This window comes from Curtobacterium guangdongense, assembly GCF_049341845.1.
In the GTDB taxonomy this organism is placed as follows: Bacteria; Actinomycetota; Actinomycetes; order Actinomycetales; family Microbacteriaceae; genus Curtobacterium; species Curtobacterium guangdongense.
The window spans coordinates 27,821-42,668 of sequence record NZ_JBMPIT010000004.1 but is presented as its reverse complement, the minus strand read 5'-3'; the positions used below and the strand labels follow the sequence as shown (position 1 = coordinate 42,668).

Genomic DNA, 14,848 nt, shown 5'->3' with positions numbered 1-14,848 from the left:
AGCGACGACGCTGCGGACACGCAGACTGCCGCGCCGATCACCGCATCCATCACCACCCTGGGCGTGCGCGGCGAGGAGCGTGAGGACTTCACCAAGGCGGAGAGCAAGCGCCTGCGGCGCCGCTCCCTCGCCCTGCTCGGGTCGCTCGCGGCTCCGCTGAAGCTCCGGCTCGTCCTTCTCGGCATCGTCGTGGTGGTGTCGACCGGCGGACAGGTCGCCGGCCCGGCACTGATCGCGTGGGGCATCGACAACGCCCTGCCCGCGGTGCTCGACCAGAACGACTGGGTGCCGGCGTTCGGCGTCGTCGCGACCTACATCGTCGTGGCGATCGCCGGCGCGGTGCTCACCGCGTGGTACACCGTGCTCGCGGCGCGCATCAGCCAGGCGATCCTGTTCGACCTCCGCAAGCGGGTGTTCCTGCACACGCAGCGGCTGTCGCTCGAATTCCACGAGACGTACACGTCCGGCCGGATCATCTCCCGCCAGACGAGCGACCTCGACTCCATCCGCGAACTCCTCGACTCCGGGCTGAACCAGCTCATCCAGGGCGTGCTGTACATGGGGTTCACCGCGGTGGCCCTCGTCTCGCTCGACCCGACGTCCGGTCTCGTGCTCGCGGTGTCGCTCGTCCCGCTGTGGTTCCTGATCCGCTGGTTCCAGACGAACTCGCAGACCCTGTTCCGGGCGACCCGTGTCACCTCGGCGCGGGTGATCGTGCACTTCGTCGAGACGATGACGGGCATCCGCGCGGTGCAGGCGTTCCGCAAGGAGTCGCGCAACCGGGACGAGTACGGCGGCTACGTCGAGGACTACCGGGTGGCGAACACGAAGGTGTTCAACCTGTTCGGGACGTTCGACCCGGTGCTCGTGCTCATCGGCAACGCGACGCTCGCCGCCGTGGTCATCGTCGGCGGCTTCCGGGTCGTCGGCGGGACGCTCGAGGTCGGTGCGCTGCTCGCGGTCGCGCTGTACGCCAAGCGCTTCTTCGACCCGGCGCAGGAACTCGCGATGTTCTACAACGGGTACCAGTCGGCCTCGGCGGCGATGGAGAAGATCTCCGGCGTCCTCGAGGAACGTCCGAGCGTGCCGGAGCCCGTGAAGCCGACGAAGCTCGCCGACGCCCACGGCAAGATGGACTTCGACGACGTCGTGTTCGCCTACAACAAGGGCAAGGTCGTGCTCCCGGAGTTCGACCTGCACATCCCGGCAGGGCAGACCATCGCGCTCGTCGGGTCCACCGGTGCGGGGAAGTCGACGCTCGCCAAGCTGATGGCGCGCTTCTACGACCCGTCGCAGGGGTCGGTGAAGCTCGACGGCGTGGACCTCCGCGACCTCGACTCGCGGGACATGCGCCGTGCGATCGTCATGGTCACGCAAGAGGCGTACCTGTTCTCCGGGACCGTCGCGGACAACATCGCGCTCGGCAAGCCGGGGGCGGAACGCCACGAGATCGAGGCCGCCGCGAAGGCCGTCGGCGCGCACGAGTTCATCATGGCGCTGCCCGACGGGTACGACACCGACGTGAACAAGCGCGGCGGTCGTGTCTCGGCGGGCCAGCGGCAGCTGCTCTCGTTCGCGCGGGCGTTCATCGCGGACCCGAAGGTGCTCATCCTCGACGAGGCCACGGCGTCGCTCGACATCCCGTCCGAGCGGCTCGTGCAGGAGGGCCTCGAGACGCTGCTCGCCGACCGGACCGCGGTGATCATCGCGCACCGGCTGTCGACCGTGGCGATCGCGCACCGGGTGCTCGTGATGGAGTACGGCAAGATCGTCGAGGACGGCACGCCGGACGACCTGATCGCGGGCACGGGGCGCTTCGCCCAGCTGCACGCCGCCTGGCGCGACTCGCTGGTGTAGCGCGCTGCCGGGCTGCGGGACGTGGTTGGCTTGGGGGATGACCAACGACAGTCCGCAGCCCGGCGGCGTCGCCCTGCGCGACCCCTTCTACGGGGCACCCTTCGCCGAGGCCGTCCGACGCTTCTGGCGGAAGTACACCGTGTTCACCGGGCGGGCGTCGCGCGCGGAGTTCTGGTGGTGGTGGATCACGTCGTTGGCGATCGGCCTCGTGCTGCAGCTCGTGCCGCAGATCTTCACGCCGGACACCGCGATGCTCGAGAACCCCGTCGGCTCGTACCTGTTCGTGCTCTGGGTCGTCGCGACGCTCGTCGGTTCGCTGGCACTGGGTGCCCGCCGGCTGCACGACGCGAACCGCTCGGGCTTCTGGCAGTTCCTGCACGTGCTCCCCGGCATCGGGTCGCTCGTGCTCTTCGTGATGTTCCTGCTGCCGTCGAACCCGAAGGGCACGCGCTTCGACCTCTAGAACGGGTCGCGGGGGAAGTTCGGGTCGCCCTCGTCGCGACCGTCCTGATCGTCGTCGTCGTGGCCATCTGCGTCAGGCGACCAGCGCGCCCGACGCATGTCGAGCCTCCAGGTCGTGTCGCGCCACGTGAGCGGCGTGCCCTCGACCCGGTACTGCTCGAGCGCACGCGCCTCGTGGTGGACGGGCGGGAGCCCGCCGGACCGCACCACGCGCCACCACGGCAGATCGGCGCCCTCGTGCGCCATCACCTTGCCGACGGCGCGGGACGCCTTCGAGCCGAGCGCTGCGGCGACGTCGCCGTAGGTCATCACGCGCCCTGGCGGGATCGTGCGCACCACCTCGGCCACGGCGATGCCGAAGTCGTCGATCGGTGCTGCCGGTTCCACTACAGCGAGAGCACCGCGAAGTGGTCGCCGTACTGGGTCTCGCGGACGACGTCGAAGCCGACCGCACGGAAGAACTCCTCGGGGCTGCCCTCGCCGGGTTCGTACACGACGGTGAGGCGTTCGAAGCCGCGGCTGCGGGCCTCGTCCGCGAGGCCGTGCACCGCGAAGCGTCCGATGCCCCTGCCCTGTGCGGTGGCGGACACGTTGACGCGCCAGATGCAGGCCTGCAGCTCTTCCTGCGGGTTGTCGGCGTCGAAGCTGCCGATGATCAGTCCGACGACCTCGTCGCCGTCGAGCACGACACGGGGCCACGACGCGCTCGGCTTGACGTCGGACTCGGCGACGCCGTAGGTCGTGGGCTGCACGAACTGCTCCTGCCCCGGCTTGAGCGTCAGGGAGTTGGCCGCTGCGGCGGTCGCTGCGGAGAGTTCTTCGAGGCGGAGGTCCGTCATGCGGTCAGGCTAACGGTGGTACCCGTGCGGGGGCCAGTGGGTCGCCCGTCCCGGGTGAGGCGGAGAGGGGGGGGCGGCGACACGGTGGGTCGCACGGCGGACACGGCACGATATGGTCCAGACATGGCGGAACACCGGCGCGGCGCGAACCTGCCGTCGATCGGCGGGTTCAACCGCACCGTTGTGCTCGACGCCGTCCGACGGTCGCCCGACGGACTGAGTCGTGTGGAGCTCGCCGGTCGCACGGGGCTCAGCGCGCAGACGGTGTCGAACGTCACCCGGTTCCTCATCGACGCGGGGATGATCGTCGAGTCGGGCACGATCGTGTCCGGGCGCGGCAAACCCCGGACCATCCTCCGGCTCGAAGCGGGCAGTCGGTTCGCGGTCGGTGTGCACGTCGACCCGGCCGTCGTCACCTACGTCCTGCTCGACCTCGCCGGCACCGTCGTCGGCTCGACCACCACGTCCACCCCGACCGCGGACGACCCCGACCAGGTCGTGCGCACGATGGCCTCGGCGGTGGACCGCCTCATCGCGGACGCCGAGGTGGACCGCGACGCCGTGCTCGGTGTCGGCATCGCCAGCCCCGGTCCGATCGACATCGACGCGGGCATCGTCGTCGACCCGCCGTTCCTGCCCCGGTGGCGGGACGTGCCCCTGCGGGACGCCCTCGCCGAGGCCACCGGACACCCGGTCCTGCTCGAGAAGGACGTCACCGCGGCCGCGGTCGGCGAGATGTTCCTGGCAGGGGAGTCGTCGGCGAGGAACTTCGCGTTCGTGTACTTCGGGACCGGGTTCGGTGTCGGGCTCGTCATCGACCACGAACCCGTGCGCGGGACCGGCGCGAACGCGGGAGACGCCGGACACCTGATGGTCGAACTCGGTGTCCTCAGCGGGACGCCGGACAGCGCTGCCGACCGGGGCGAGGTGGGTTCCGCCGTCGCGCCGGAGCGTCTCGTCGGCATCGCCGCGTCGCGGGGGCTCGACCTCGGTGTCGTCGCGCCGTCGGACGTCGAGGCCGTCGACCGCGCGTGGGACGCGCTGGCGGCGGCGATCGACGACGGTGACGAGACGGCACTCGAACTCGCTGCCGACGCCGGCACCGTCATGGGACGCGCTGCCGTGCTCATCGTGAACCTGCTCGACATCGACCGCGTCGTGTTCGGCGGGCCGTTCTGGTCCCGCATCTCGGCTGCTGCGCTTCCGGCTGCCCGCGAGGCGATCACGGGGTCGCCGCTCCTCGTCCCGAAGCACCCGGTCACCGTCGTGGAGAGTGACCGTGGGGCGGACGTCGCCGCGGTCGGGGCCGCGTGCCTGGTGCTCGACGCCGCGTTGTCGCCGCGGGCGAGCGCGTTGCTCATCCGGCGCTGACGGGCGGGCACCTGCTCGTCCGGCGCTGACGGGCGGGCACCTGCTCGTCCGGCGCTGACGGGCGGGCGCCTGCTCGTCCGCCGTCGCCGCGTTCGTGGCGACACCTGTCGTTCACCGCCGCGACACCGCCCGGACGCCCGGGTGCTGAACAGTCGTGCAGGTCCCCGCCGTCCCGCTCGAAGGATCCTGCATGCCCACCCCTGTCCTCCGCCTCGGCGCAGCAGCCGCGGCCGGTGCCGTGCTCGTCGCCGGCGTCCTCGCCAGCGCACCGGCGGTCGCCGTGACGCCGAGCACCGCCGCCACGACGACCGCCGCCGCACCCGACGGGCTCGTCATCAACGAGGTCGAGTCCAACGGCGACGACGTCGACTGGGTGGAGCTGAAGAACACCTCGTCCGCAGCGATCGACATCAGCGGGTACTCGATGCTCGACGACAGCGACGAGCACACCCCTTACGTGCTCCCCGCGGGATCGGTCGTCGCACCCGGTGGCTACTTCGTGCTCAACGGGAAGTCGACCACCGCGGACGGCTTCGACTTCGGCCTCGGGAACCCGGACGAGGTCCGGATCTTCGACACCACGGGCGCGCTCGTCCTCGACTACGCGTACCAGCAGCACGCGAAGGTCACGTACGGCCGCTGCCCGGACGGCACCGGCGACCTCGTCGACACCACGAAGTCGACCAAGGGTGCGGCGAACGACTGCTCCTCGCCCGTGCGCATCAACGAGGTCGAGTCGCAGGACGGTGTCCCGGGTGACTGGGTGGAGCTGACGAACACCGGCACGACCTCGATCGACCTCGGCGGGTACGTCTTCACGGACGACGACGACACCCACGGCTACTCGATCCCGGCCGGCACGACTCTCGCCGCCGGCGGGTTCACCGTCCTCGACGAGGCCGACTTCGGCTTCGGGCTCGGCAAGGCCGACTCCGCGCGGCTGTTCAGCCCGACCGGTGAGCTCGTCGACTCGTACTCGTGGACCGCGCACGCCGCCACGACGTACGGCCGGAACCCGGACGGCACGGGTGACTTCGCCGTGACCGCTTCGCCGACGAAGGGTGCTGCGAACGAGTTCGCCGGCGTCGTCACGGCGAAGGCATGGCCCGGGAGCCCGGACGAGACGGTGCTCGACGACGAGGACACCTTCTCCGGCGACCTGAGCGGCCTCGACTGGCAGCCGTCCCCGACCGCGAAGGACGGCGGGGTGCTCTGGGGCGTCCAGAACGGCGACGGCCTGCTCTACCGCATGGTCTCCGACGGCGCGGGTGGCTGGGCACCGTCGAACGCGGCGGGCACCACGCTGCACTACGCCGACGGCTCCGGCACGCCCGACGCCGAGGGGGTCACGGTGACGTCGGACGACCCCGGCGCCGTCTACGTCTCGACGGAGCGCAACAACGACGTGTCCTCGACGAGTCGCCCGGCGGTCCTGCGCTTCGCCACGTCCGACGGCTCCGAGCGGGCGCTCGACGCCACGGACGAGTGGAACCTCGCGGCCGACTTCCCCGGCCTCGGTGCGAACTCCGGCCTCGAGGGCGTCACCTGGATCCCCGACGCCTGGCTCACCGCGCACGGCTTCACGGACGAGCACACCGGCGCGACGTACTCGCCGTCGACCTACGCCGGACACGGTGCCGGGCTCTTCTTCGTCGGCGTCGAGGGCACCGCCAGTACCTACGCCTACGCCCTGATGGACGACGGCTCGTTCCAGCGCGTGGCCACGATCGCCTCGCCGTTCGCGGTCGTCGCCGACGTGCAGTTCGACCCGACGCTCGACGCCCTCTGGGTGGTCTGCGACGACGCCTGCGCCGGCCGGACCGCGCTGTACAGCGTCCAGGACGGCGTCTTCACGCTCGACACCGTGTACGAGGCGCCGGCGAACGCCGACCGCGCGCTCGCGAACGAGGGCTTCGCGATCACGGACGGCAGCACCGACGGGGTGCGTCAGACGTTCTACGCGGACGACAACGACACCGACGGGTTCTCGCTGCGGACGGGCACCTACCCGGGCACGGACGACGGTGGCACGCCGCCGACCGACCCCGGCACGGACCCGACTGACCCTGGTACGGATCCGGGTGTCGATCAGACGCCGGCTCCGACTCCGGGTGCTGGTTCGGCGCCGGTTGCTCCGTCGGAGTCGTCGCTGACGGATGCGACCCGTGGCACGGTCACGGCGCCGTCGTCGGCTCGACCGGGTGAGACGATCACGATCGGTGTCGGCACGCAGTACGCGGGCCAGCGGGTGAGCGTGTGGATGTTCTCGACACCGACGCTGCTGGGCACGGTGACGGTCGCCGCTGACGGGACGGTGCGGGTGACGATCCCCGCTGACACACCAGCGGGGTCGCACCGTCTCGCGGTGACGGCTGCTGACGGCACGCTCATCGGCTGGACGACGATCCGGATCGATCCGGTGAGCGGTGCGCTCGCGTTCACGGGTGCGGACCTGACGGGCGGCATCGCCGCAGCGCTGCTGCTCCTCGCTGCCGGTGCGGGCGTGCTGGTGGCACGTCGCCGCCGCGCCAGCGTCGCGTAACCAGAGGCCGGACGGGAGGCACGGTGCCAGCTGGCACCGTGCCTCCCGTCCGCCGTGAACACGCGTTCCGACCCATGGCACGTGCGGTGGAAAGCCGAATCGCGCGTAGGTGGTCGGAAGTTCGGGCCTCCTACGCGCGTTTCGACCTCCTACGCGCGAAACGGCCACCCAGCCCGAGCGCCGGTCCGTGGCACGCTGGGAGCATGCAGCCTGACGTCCTCCGCTACACCGCGTTCGCCTCCGAACCAGGGGGCGGCAACCCCGCCGGACTGGTCCTCGACGCCGGCGCGTTGTCCGCCGAGGAGATGCTCGCGATCGCTGCCGAGGTCGGGTACCCCGAGACCGCGTTCGTGACGGGCGAGACCGCACAGAGCCTCCGCGTGCGGTACTTCTCCCCGGGCGCCGAGGTCCCGTTCTGCGGTCACGCGACCGTCGCGCTCGCGGTGGCCCTCGCGGAACGGCACGGTGTCGGCCCGCGGACGTTCACCACCATCGCCGGCGACATCGCACTCGACGCGACGCGGGACGAGCACGGGGCGGTCCAGGTCGCGATGACGAGCGTCGAACCGGCCACCCGGGACTTCGATCCCGCTGCGCTCCTCGAGCTGCTCGGCCTGACCACGGACGACGTCGCCGACGGGTACCCGCTGCTCGAGTCCTACGCCGGCAACTGGCATCCCGTCGTGGTGCTCGACGACGCGGAGCGCTTCCACCAGTTCCGCTTCGACCCGGCAGCGCTCGCTGACCTCAAGCGCGAGCGGGGCTGGGCGGGGACGGTCACCGTGCTGCACCCGACGGGCCCGGGGGAGTACGAGGCGCGGAACCTCTTCCCGGTCGGCCGCATCACCGAGGACCCGGCGACGGGATCCGCCGCGGCGTCGACGGGCGCCTACCTCCGCGCGATCGGCAAGGCCGGCGCCGGGGACCACGTCGTGATCCGGCAGGGCCGCCACGTCGGTCGCCCGAGCATCCTGCACGTGGACGTCCCCGCGTCCGGCGGCATCACCGTCCGGGGCGGCGCGACCCCGATCTGACGAGCGTTCTTGCCCACAACGCCTGCAATAGGAAGCCGAATCGCGCGTAGGAGGTCGGAAAAACCGACCTCCTACGCGCGTTTCGACCCGCCCCGGACCCGCGCACGACCGCGCACCCCGGGTCACGAACCGTGCGCCAATGTCCGGGAACCCCTTGACAAGCAATAAGTCCATACGGTGGAGTAACCCCTGTACGCGAGCGATGGGGCCCGCGCACACATCACCTGTGCAAAGGAGCACCGATGAAACGCACCCGAATCATCGCCGGACTCGCAGCCGTGGCAGTCGCCGCGCTCGGCCTGGCAGGCTGCTCGAGCTCGGGGTCCGCCTCGAGTGACACGATCAAGATCGCGTACCAGAAGTTCGGTTCCTTCCAACAGCTCGATGCCCAGATGAAGGTCGTCAAGAAGACCTACGAGAAGGAGCACCCGGGCGTCAAGGTCACCCTCGTGCCGATCCAGGCACAGGAGAACGACTACTACACGAAGCTCGCGCTGATGAACAAGGCGCCCGCGACCGCTCCCGACGTCATGTACGAAGACACCTTCCTCGTGAAGGCCGACGCCGAGGCCGGCTACCTCCTGCCGCTCGACAAGTACACGGCGAAGTGGAAGGAGTGGGACCAGTTCTACGACAACGCCAAGCAGGCGGGTCAGGGCGACGACGGCAAGATCTACGGCGTCCCGATGGGCACCGACACTCGCGCCCTCTGGTACAACAAGGACATCTTCAAGGAGGTCGGCCTCCCCGTCCCGTGGCAGCCCAAGACCTGGGACGACGTGCTCGCGGCGGCGAAGACCATCAAGGAGAAGAAGCCCGACGTCATCCCGTTCAACGTCTACTCCGGCAAGCCGCAGGGTGAGGCGTCGACGATGCAGGGCTTCGAGATGCTCCTGTACGGCGCCGACGGCAAGGGCAACACGCTCTACAAGAACGGCAAGTGGGTCACCGGCTCGAAGCAGTTCGAGGACTCCCTGCAGTTCATCAAGGACGTCTACCAGGGCGGCCTCGGCCCGACACCGCAGCAGGCGCTCGACACCAACGTCGGCACCACGATCGCGCAGACCTGGCTCCCCAAGGGCCAGCTCGCGATCGACCTCGACGGGTCGTGGCAGTCCGGCACGTGGCTGAAGTCCGGCACCGCTCCGTGGGCGGACTGGTCGACGGTGATGGGCCAGGCACCGATGCCGACGCAGAACGGGCAGGCTCCCGGCTACAACAGCATGTCCGGTGGCTGGACGCTCGCGGTGGGCAAGAACTCGAAGAACCCGCAGGCCGCGTTCGACTTCATCTCGACGTTCCTCAACAAGGACGGCTCGATGAAGTACGACATCGAGAACTCGCAGATCGCCGTCCGCAAGGACGTCTCCGAGGACCCGAAGTACGACGCATCCAACCCGACGTTCAAGTTCTTCTCCGGGCTCGTGGAACACACGAACTTCCGCCCGGCGACGAGTGACTACTCGCAGATCTCGAACGCCATCCAGGTCGCCATGGAATCGGTGATGACCGGCCAGCAGACGCCGAAGCAGGCGGCTGCCACCTACGACCAGTCCCTGATCGGCGTGGTCGGCAAGGACAAGACGGTCGACGTCGGCTGACGTGACCACATGACGGACTGGAGGCTCGTAGCGGCCCCGCCACGAGCCTCCAGTCCGTCTCTCCCCTCTTCGAGCTCCGTCAGCACCCCATGAAGGCGGCATCCGCATGACCAGCACCCCGATCGCGCCGACGTTGTCGGCGCCCGGTTCGCCGAGGCGCACCGACCCACCCGTGCCGCGCAAGCGGCGCCCACTGCGGAACGTGGGACGAGCGGTCCCGCTCCTCCCCGCAGTGGTCCTCCTCGTCATCTTCCTGCTCGGCCCCGTGATCTCGTCGTTCTACGGGTCGTTCACGAACTCCGCACTGACCGGCGCCGGCGCCGCGAACCAGGAGTTCATCGGCTTCAAGAACTACATCGACCTGTTCCAGGACAAGGACTTCCCGAAGTCGGTCGTCCTGACGCTGGTCTTCCTCATCGCCTCGGCCGTCGTCGGCCAGAACGTCGTCGGTCTCGGGCTCGCGCTCCTCATGCGGAACGCCAACAAGGTCATCCGCGGGCTCGTCGGCACCTTCGTCGTCGCCGCCTGGGTCCTGCCGGAGATCGTCGCCGCGTTCGCCGCGTACGCGTTCTTCAACGACAAGGGCACGCTCAACTCGTTCCTCGGGCTGATCGGGATCACCGGGCCGAACTGGCTGTACGCGCTCCCGATGCTCAGCATCATCCTCGCGAACATCTGGCGCGGCACCGCGTTCTCGATGCTCGTGTACTCCGCCGCCGTGCAGGAGGTGCCCGAGGAGATCACCGAGTCGGCCGAGGTCGACGGCGCCACCGGCTGGCAGCGCCTGGTCTACATCACGCTTCCGGTCATCCGCCGGTCCATCTCCACCAACCTCATGCTGACGACACTGCAGACGCTGTCGGTGTTCACCCTCATCTACGTGATGACGGCCGGCGGTCCCGGAACGGACTCGTCGACCCTGCCGATCCTGGCGTACCAGGAGGCGTTCAAGTTCTCGCAGCTCGGCTTCGGGACCGCGATCGCGACCATCCTGCTCGTGGTGGGGGCGCTCTTCTCGATCGTCTACATCCGGGCGCTGAAGCCGGAGGTGGACTGATGGCGATCACCGCTGCTCGTCCTGACACGACGACCCGATCCGTGACCGCTCCCGGCGCGCTGCACATGACCTCCCCGCGCGGGCGGACCATGCGCTGGGTGTCGAACATCGTGCTGCTCATCGTGGCGATCTGCTTCGCGGTGCCGCTGCTGTGGCTCGTGCTCGCATCCGTCGACGCGAACGCCTCGCTATCGGTGAAGGTGCCGTCGCAGTTCACGCTCGACAACTTCACGAAGGTGCTCACACCGGAGCTGTCGTTCATCCCGCTCGCGAACAGCCTGCTGCTCTCCGGCGGGTGCGCGCTCATCACCGTGGTCGTCGCGCTGCTGGCGGCGTACCCGCTGTCCCGGTACAAGATGCGCGTGAACAAGCCGTTCCTCTACGGGATCCTCTTCGGCACCTGCCTGCCGATCACGGCGATGATGGTGCCCGTCTACAGCCTGTTCGTGTCGCTCAACCTGATCGACAACGTCTGGGGCTGCATCTTCTTCCTCGCCGCGTCCAGCCTGCCGATGGCGATCTGGATGGCGAAGAACTTCATGGACTCCGTGCCGATCTCGCTCGAGGAGGCGGCGTGGACCGACGGCGCCTCGATGATGACCACGCTGACGCGCATCGTCGTGCCGCTCATGCGCCCCGGGATCGCCGTGGTGTTCATCTTCGTGTTCATCCAGGCGTGGGGGAACTTCTTCGTCCCCTTCGTCCTGCTCCTGTCGCCCGACAAGGTGCCCGCCGCGGTGAGCATCTTCAACTTCTTCGGGCAGTACGGCGCCGTGGCCTACGGGCAGCTCGCGGCGTTCTCGATCCTCTACTCCGTGCCCGTGATCGCGCTCTACGTGGTCGTCTCTCGAGGCCTCGGCGGCGGCAACGCCCTCGCCGGCGGCATCAAGGGCTGATCGAACTCCCTGCGAAAGGAAGCAACTCCATGCACAAGGACGAACCGCTCGTCGAGGCCCGCATCGCCCGCCTCGTCCGCGACCGGATCGACCCGGCGGTCCACCGCCGGTCGGCGCCCGTGACCGTGACGGCGTGGGAGGTGCCCGACGAACCCGTGCCGTTCGCCGACGCCGTCACGCAGGAGTTCACGCCGTTCACGGTGGGCTCGGCGTGGGGCGGGCGGCCGTGGGGCACGACGTGGTTCAAGGTGTCGGGGACGGTGCCCGAGGACTTCGGCACCGCTGACGGCACCACCGCCGAGCTGCTCGTCGACCTCGGGTTCACGAAGCGCCACCCGGGGTTCCAGGCCGAAGGGCTCGCGTACCGGTTGGACGGCACCACGATCAAGGCCATCGAGCCGCGCAACAACGCCGTGCCGCTCGCCGTCGGACCGGGTGGGTCGTTCGAGCTCTACGTCGAGGCAGGGGCGAACCCGGACATCGGCGGCGACTCGTTCCAGGGCGCGACGCCGCTCGGCTCCCGGAAGACCGCCGGGGACAAGCCGATCTACGAGCTCCGCGCGCTCGAGGTCGTCGAGCGCGACGACACGGTGTGGGAGCTCCAGCAGGACTTCTGGGTGCTCCGCGGGCTCATGGCCGAGCTGCCGACCGACGGCACCCGTGGTGCGGACATCCTCCGGGCGCTCGAGCGCGCCGCCGACGCGCTCGACCCGGACGACGTCGCCGGGACGGCCGCAGCCACCCGAGCCGTCCTGGCGCCGGTGCTGTCGGTCCCCGCGAGTGGAGCAGCGCACCGGGCGATCGCAGTCGGGCACGCCCACATCGACTCCGCCTGGCTCTGGCCGGTGCGCGAGACGAAGCGCAAGTGCGCCAGGACGTTCTCGAACGTGCTCGACCTGATGGACCGCGATCCCGACTTCACGTTCGCGTGTTCGTCGGCCCAGCAGTACGCCTGGATCAAGGCCGAGTACCCGTCGATCTTCTCGCGCATCAAGCAGCGGGTCGCCGAGGGACGGTGGATCCCGGTCGGCGGCATGTGGGTCGAGTCGGACACGAACCTGCCCGGCGGTGAAGCACTCGCCCGACAGTTCGTCGCGGGCAAGCGGTTCTTCCTCGAGGAGTTCGGCATCGACACCCCGGAGGCCTGGCTGCCCGACTCGTTCGGGTACACCGGGGCGCTGCCGCAGATCGTCCGGGCAGCCGGGTCGAAGTGGTTCGTCACGCAGAAGCCCTCGTGGAACGAGACGAACGTCATCCCGCACACCTCGTTCCACTGGGAGGGGATCGACGGCTCCCGCATCCTGACGCACCTGCCACCGGCCGACACGTACAACTCGGACGTCTCGCCCGCCGACCTGCACCGCGGGGAACGGCAGAACAAGGAGCGCGGCACCGCGAACACGTCGATGCTGCTCTACGGCTTCGGCGACGGCGGTGGCGGTCCCACGCGCGAGATGGTCGCCGCTGCCCACCGCCAGCACGACCTGGACGGCTCGCCCCGCGTCGACCTCGGGACGCCGGCGCAGGTGTTCGAGCAGCTCGAGCAGGAGCTCCCGGTCCCGGGCGTCTGGTCCGGGGAGATGTACCTCGAGTTCCACCGTGGGACCTACACGTCGCAGATCCGCACAAAGCAGGGCAACCGTCGCTCCGAGCACCTGCTCCGCGAGGCCGAGCTCTGGGCGGCGACCGCTGCCGTGCGGCTCGGGCTCGACTACCCGTACGAGCAGCTCGAGGAGGCATGGCACACCGTCCTGCTCCAGCAGTTCCACGACATCCTGCCCGGCTCCTCGATCGCCTGGGTCTACGAGAACGCCGAGGAGAACTACCGGATCGTCGCCGAGACGCTCGAGGGGCTGATCGGCGACGCGACGACCGCGCTCGCGGGCGGCTCGACCGACGGGACCGTCGTGCGGTTCAACGCGTCGCCCGTCAGTGCGGGGGGCGCAACCGCCCTGGGAGGTTCCCTGGGGTCGGAGGCGGAAGCCGTGCCTCCCGTCCGTTCCGGCGACCGCTTCGTGTTCGACACCGGCGCGGTCGTGGCGACCATCGACGCGGCCGGCCACGTCGTGTCGTTCGTCGAGCACGCCACCGGACGCGACGCGATCGCACCGGGGACGGTCGCCGCGGAGTACACCGTGTTCCGCGACACCCCGAACCAGTGGGAGGCGTGGGACATCGACCGCGCGTACCAGCGCAACGGGAACGCCCTGTCGGCCACGTCGGTGGCGATCGAGGGGGACTCGCTGGTCGTGGTCCGTCCGGTCGGCTCGTCGACCGTGACCACGCGCTACTCGGCCGTCGCCGGGCAGCCGGAGCTCACCATCGAGACCGAGGTCGACTGGCACGAGCAGCAGAAGCTCCTGAAGCTGGCGTTCCCGCTCGACGTGCGGGCGAGCATCGCCTCGAGCGAGATCCAATTCGGCCACGTCGACCGACCCACCCACCAGAACACCTCGTGGGACTTCGCCCGGTTCGAGACCTCGGCGCACCGGTGGGTGCACGTCGCGGAGCCCGGGTTCGGTGTCGCCGTCGCGAACGACTCGACCTACGGGCACGACATCACCCGGTCGACGCGTGCCGACGGCGGCACGACGACGCTCGTCCGCGAGTCGCTCCTCCGTGGGCCGACGTTCCCGGACCCGCACGCCGACCAGGGACACCACGTGTTCCGCACGGTGCTGCGCGTCGGGGAGTCGGTGCTGGACGCCGCCGACTCCGGGTACCGGCTCAACCTGCCGGTGCGCACGGTGGCCGGTTCGGCTCCGGTGTCGCCGCTCGTCGTCGTGTCGTCGCCGCAGGTGTTCGTCGAGGCCGTGAAGCTCGCCGAGGACCGGTCGGGGGACGTCATCGTGCGGCTCTACGAGGGACTCGGCGGCCGTGCCACGGACGTCGGCGTGGACTTCGGATTCGACGTCGCCTCGGTGGCGCAGGTGGACTTGCTCGAGCGGCCGCTCGGCACGTCGTGGGACGCGGGCTCGCCGGTGTCGCTGACGCTGCGGCCGTTCGAGATCGTCACGCTGCGGGTGCAGCGGGCGTAGGGACCGCGACGCCGGACGGGCACGGGTGCGCTCGTCCGGCGTCGTGTCGCGCGGGGTGGCAGCTCCGCGTTCTCGTGCGCGTGTGGCGATCGCTGGGGTTCGGGTCCCGGGGGTCGTTGCGGGTCGGGTCGGGTTCGGCTCCGGCCCAGGC

11 protein-coding genes are annotated in these 14,848 nt (G+C 69.9%); 9 read left to right on the top strand and 2 right to left on the bottom strand.

All coding sequences use genetic code 11. The features are described from left to right. Positions 1 to 48: 48 nt before the first annotated feature. Entirely contained in the window at positions 49 to 1,857 is a 1,809-nt protein-coding gene (locus ACO0E1_RS06765) for an ABC transporter ATP-binding protein (RefSeq protein WP_402728300.1), read from the top strand. Between the two features lie 37 nt (positions 1,858 to 1,894). Continuing rightward, positions 1,895 to 2,320, top strand: coding sequence for a DUF805 domain-containing protein (locus ACO0E1_RS06760; protein ID WP_422873501.1), 426 nt, complete (start codon positions 1,895 to 1,897; stop codon positions 2,318 to 2,320). Here ACO0E1_RS06760 and ACO0E1_RS06755 read toward each other — a convergent pair. Then, positions 2,317 to 2,706, bottom strand: a complete 390-nt coding sequence (locus ACO0E1_RS06755) for an MGMT family protein (RefSeq protein ID WP_422873500.1) — start codon at positions 2,704 to 2,706, stop codon at positions 2,317 to 2,319. The genes ACO0E1_RS06760 and ACO0E1_RS06755 overlap by 4 nt on opposite strands. Next, positions 2,706 to 3,158 (bottom strand): GNAT family N-acetyltransferase, encoded by a 453-nt coding sequence (locus tag ACO0E1_RS06750; protein ID WP_413600768.1) that lies wholly within the window; start codon positions 3,156 to 3,158, stop codon positions 2,706 to 2,708. The genes ACO0E1_RS06755 and ACO0E1_RS06750 overlap by 1 nt, the downstream gene beginning before the upstream one ends. Before the next feature lie 123 nt (positions 3,159 to 3,281). Between ACO0E1_RS06750 and ACO0E1_RS06745 the strand changes: the two genes are divergently transcribed. From ACO0E1_RS06745 to ACO0E1_RS06715, 7 genes are all read left to right on the top strand, one after another. Next, complete coding sequence (locus tag ACO0E1_RS06745) at positions 3,282 to 4,529, top strand: ROK family transcriptional regulator (protein WP_422873499.1); 1,248 nt, start codon at positions 3,282 to 3,284, stop codon at positions 4,527 to 4,529. A gap of 190 nt (positions 4,530 to 4,719) precedes the next feature. Continuing rightward, positions 4,720 to 7,071: a lamin tail domain-containing protein gene (locus tag ACO0E1_RS06740; RefSeq protein ID WP_422873498.1), complete on the top strand. Its 2,352-nt coding sequence runs from the start codon at positions 4,720 to 4,722 to the stop codon at positions 7,069 to 7,071. A gap of 203 nt (positions 7,072 to 7,274) precedes the next feature. After that, on the top strand, positions 7,275 to 8,105 hold the full coding sequence (locus ACO0E1_RS06735) for a PhzF family phenazine biosynthesis protein (RefSeq protein WP_422873497.1): 831 nt from the start codon (positions 7,275 to 7,277) through the stop codon (positions 8,103 to 8,105). Between the two features lie 242 nt (positions 8,106 to 8,347). Next, a complete protein-coding gene (locus ACO0E1_RS06730; RefSeq protein WP_281265926.1) occupies positions 8,348 to 9,706 on the top strand; it encodes an extracellular solute-binding protein in 1,359 nt (452 codons plus the stop codon). A 106-nt stretch (positions 9,707 to 9,812) separates the two neighbouring features. Next, positions 9,813 to 10,763, top strand: coding sequence for a carbohydrate ABC transporter permease (locus ACO0E1_RS06725; protein WP_422873496.1), 951 nt, complete (start codon positions 9,813 to 9,815; stop codon positions 10,761 to 10,763). Further along, positions 10,763 to 11,659: a carbohydrate ABC transporter permease gene (locus ACO0E1_RS06720; protein ID WP_402727187.1), complete on the top strand. Its 897-nt coding sequence runs from the start codon at positions 10,763 to 10,765 to the stop codon at positions 11,657 to 11,659. Before ACO0E1_RS06725 ends, ACO0E1_RS06720 begins: the two co-directional genes overlap by 1 nt. A 29-nt stretch (positions 11,660 to 11,688) precedes the next feature. After that, positions 11,689 to 14,697 carry an alpha-mannosidase gene (locus ACO0E1_RS06715; RefSeq protein WP_422873495.1) on the top strand — a complete coding sequence of 1,003 codons (3,009 nt, stop codon included), beginning with the start codon at positions 11,689 to 11,691 and terminating at the stop codon, positions 14,695 to 14,697. The last annotated feature ends 151 nt before the right edge of the window (positions 14,698 to 14,848 follow it).